2 protein-coding genes and 1 pseudogene are annotated in these 3,567 nt (G+C 74.5%); all 3 read left to right on the top strand.

Annotation, left to right across the window (positions count from 1 at the left end; translation table 11 throughout):
• Positions 1-636, top strand: a 636-nt coding sequence (locus LCD31_RS25460; RefSeq protein WP_374201680.1) for a glycosyltransferase family 2 protein, incomplete at its 5' end; no start/stop codon positions are given.
• A gap of 144 nt (positions 637-780) precedes the next feature.
• Positions 781-3,294 (top strand): glycosyltransferase, encoded by a 2,514-nt coding sequence (locus tag LCD31_RS25465; RefSeq protein ID WP_224962103.1) that lies wholly within the window; start codon positions 781-783, stop codon positions 3,292-3,294.
• Positions 3,291-3,567, top strand: a pseudogene (locus LCD31_RS25470) (hypothetical protein); the annotation flags it as partial. The gene LCD31_RS25465 and the pseudogene LCD31_RS25470, both read left to right, overlap by 4 nt.

A 3,567-nucleotide genomic window follows, 5' to 3' on the forward strand; every position in this document is an offset into this window, starting at 1 on the left:
GTGGACGGGGGCGAGTCCGTCGGCGGGGTCCCTTCGGCCGGCGGGGACGAACCGGCGGTGCAGGTCGAGTCAGGTGCCGAGGTCGAGTCGGTCGGCGGGACCGAATCCGTCGGCGGAACCGGTTCGGGCGCCGCCGCCGGCCCGGCGCGGGAGGTGTTCGGGTTCTGCGGCGGGGCGGCGCTGCTGCGGACCGCGGAACTGCGCGCCGCGGGCGGGGTTCCGGCGCGGTTCTTCTGCTACTACGAGGACACCGACACCGCGTGGCGGCTGCGGCTCGACGGCGGCCGGGTGCTGCTGGTGCCCGATGCCCGGGTGGCGCACCTGCACGGCGCGAGCACCCGGCCAGGCTCGGCGAAGTTCCACCGGTGGAACGAGCGGAACCGGCTGCTGGCGCTGCTGCGTTGCGCGCCGGGACGGGTCGCGGCGCGGGAGCTGGCGCGCTTCGCCGCGCTCACCGCGGTGCTGCCCCTGCGCAGGCTGCGCGGGGATCCGGTGCCGCCGGCGAACTTCCGGCTCGCGCTGCGGCTGCGGGTGCTCGCCGAGCTCGGCGCCCACGCTCCCGCCGCGCTGCTCGCCCGCCGCGGCCGCACCGCGACCGCCCGCGCCGAGGTGTGGCACCGCTGGGCGGGCCGCTGACCCGCCCGATCCCCGAGTGAACGGACCGTTGGTCCAACGGGATGGGACGAACGGTCCGTTCACCCCGGAAACGGGGGTGCCGGATTCGGGTGGATCTTCGGACTGCGTGCGTTCGGCGGGCGCCGATAGGGCACGCTTAGGGGCGTGGCTGTTACCTCCGAGTCCGCTGCGCTGCCCGCAGTCTCCGTGATCGTCGTCAACCACCGCGGCGCCGAGGACACGATCACGTGCCTGCGCGCGGTGCGCGACCAGTTGGACTACCCGGCGGACCGGCTGGAACTGATCTGCGTCGACAACACCCCGAGCAGCGCCGAGGCCGCCCGCATCCGCGCCGCGGCACCGGGCACCACCGTGCTGGAACCGGGCGAGAACCTGGGTTTCGCCGGCGGCTGCAACCTGGGCGCGCGGACCGCGTCCGGCCAGGTGCTGGCGTTCCTGAACAACGACGCCCGGCCGGACCGGGACTGGGTGCGGGCCGCGGTGGCGGTGCTGCGCGCCGAGCCGACGGTGGGCGCGGTGGCCAGCAAGGTCCTGGACTGGGAGGGCGAGCTCGTCGACTTCGTGGACGGCGGGCTCACCTGGTTCGGCATGGGCTACAAGCGGTTCGCGGGCGAACCGGACGACGGCAGCCACGACGCGCCGCGGGACGTGCTGTTCGGCACCGGTTCGGCGCTGCTGGTGCGCGCCGAGCTGTTCGCCGCGCTGGACGGGTTCGACGAGCGGTTCTTCATGTTCTACGAGGACGTGGACCTGGGCTGGCGGCTGAACCTGCGGGGCTGGCGGGTGCGCTACGAGCCGCGGTCGCTGACCTTCCACCGCCACCACGCCTCGATGACGCAGGTGTCCTCGGCGCGGGAGCACTTCCTGCTGGAGCGCAACGCGCTGGCCGCCCTGTACAAGAACGTCTCCGCCGAGACGCTGGCGAAGGTGCTGCCCGCCGCGATGGCGCTGTCGGTGCGCCGGGCCACCGCCCGCGGCGACATCGACCCGGACCAGCTGGAGATGACGCGGCGCCCGGAGGGCCCGGACTTCGACGACGACGTGCCGATCTCGCGGGACTCGCTGGCGAGCCTGCTCGCGATCGACCGGTTCGTGGAGATGCTGCCGCAGCTGGCCGCGTCGCGGGAGGTCGAGCAGGCCGCCCGGGTGCGCTCGGACGCGGACCTGGTGCCGCTGATGCGCAAGGCGATGGAACCGGCCTACCCGCTGCCGAGCTACCTGGCCGCGCACGAGGTGCTGGTGGACGCGTTCGGCCTGGACGAGGTCTACGGCCGCCCCCGCACCATCGCGGTGATCACCGGGGACGCGGTGGCCGAGCGGATGGCGGGCCCGGCGATCCGCGCCTGGCACATGGCCGAGGTGCTCAGCGCCGAGCACCAGGTGCGGCTGGTCAGCGTGAACGCGCACGTGAACCCGCCGGAGTCGGCCTTCCCCGTGGTGGCGGCGAAACCGCGCGAGCTCGCCGCGCACGTGGAGTGGGCGGACGTGGTGATCGTGCAGGGCCACGTGCTGGAGATGGTGCCCGCGCTCAAGCACGCCGACTCCACGAAGGTCGTGGTGTGCGACGTGTACGACCCGATGCACCTGGAGCTGCTGGAGCAGGGCCGGGACACCGACGACGAGCGCCGCGCCGCCGACCTGCGCGGGGTGACGAAGGTGCTGAACTCGCAGCTGGAGCGCGGTGATTTCTTCCTGTGCGCCTCGGAGCGGCAGCGGCACTTCTGGCTGGGGCACCTGGCGTCGCTGGGCCGGTTGACGCCGGGCCTCTACGACACGGATCCGACGGTGCGCTCGCTGCTGGAGGTGGTGCCGTTCGGGTTGTCCTCGGTGGCGCCGCGCCGCACCGGCCCGGCGATCAAGGGCGTGCAGCCGGGCGTGGACGCCGACGACAAGGTGGTGCTGTGGGCGGGCGGTGTCTACAGCTGGTTCGACCCGCTGACGCTGCTGCACGCGGTGGACCGGGTCGCGCGGCGGCACCACGACGTGCGGTTGTTCTTCCTCGGCATGAAGCACCCGAACCCGGACGTGCCGGAGATGGGCATGGCGGACCGGACCCGGCACCTGGCGAACCGGCTGGGGTTGACCGGCAAGCACGTGTTCTTCAACGAGACGTGGGTGCCGTACGGGGAGCGGCAGAACTTCCTGCTGGACGCCGACTGCGGCGTGACCTCGCACTTCGAGCACGTGGAGACGACGTTCGCGTTCCGCACCCGGGTGCTGGACTACCTGTGGTCGGGCCTGCCGGTGGTGACCACGGACGGCGATTCGTTCGCGGACCTGGTGCGCCAGGAGGGCTTGGGCGTGGTGGTGCCCGCCGAGGACCCGGACGCGCTGGCCGCGGCGCTGGAGCGGGTGCTCTACGACGCGGAGTTCGCCGCGTCCTGCCGGGAGCGCATCGAGGCGGTGCGGGAGCGGTTCACCTGGGAGTCGGTGCTGGCGCCGCTCACCGAGTTCTGCCGCGATCCGCGTCCGGCCGCGGACCGGTTGCGCGCCGCCTCGCCGCTGACCCGGACGCAGCCGCCGGACCGGGTGGAGGCGGTGCGCCGGGACGTGGCGCTGCTGCGCGAGTACCTGGACGCGGGTGGCCCGGTGGAGGTCGCGCGGCGGGCCGGTGGCCGGTTGCGCAGGCTGGCCGGTGATCGGCTCCGCAAGCGGTGAGCGGGCCGCTGCGGGTCCTGCTGGACGGCACTCCGCTGCTGGGCAGGCGCACCGGGATCGGGCGCTACACCGCGTCGTTGAGCGCGGAGCTCGGCCGGATGTCCGATGTGGACGCTCGGGCGATCGGATTCACGGCGCGCGGCTGGCGCGCGCTGCGCGGGGCGGTCCCGCCGGGGGTGCGGGCCCCCCCGGGGGCCGGGCCCGGCCGGGCCCGGGGGGCGGTGGTGTCCCCCGCGCCGGGGGGGCGCACCGGGGGGGCGGCGGGGCGGGGGG

The sequence above is a fragment of the Saccharopolyspora sp. 6M genome (assembly GCF_020176775.1).
GTDB lineage: Bacteria > Actinomycetota > Actinomycetes > Mycobacteriales > Pseudonocardiaceae > Saccharopolyspora_C > Saccharopolyspora_C gregorii.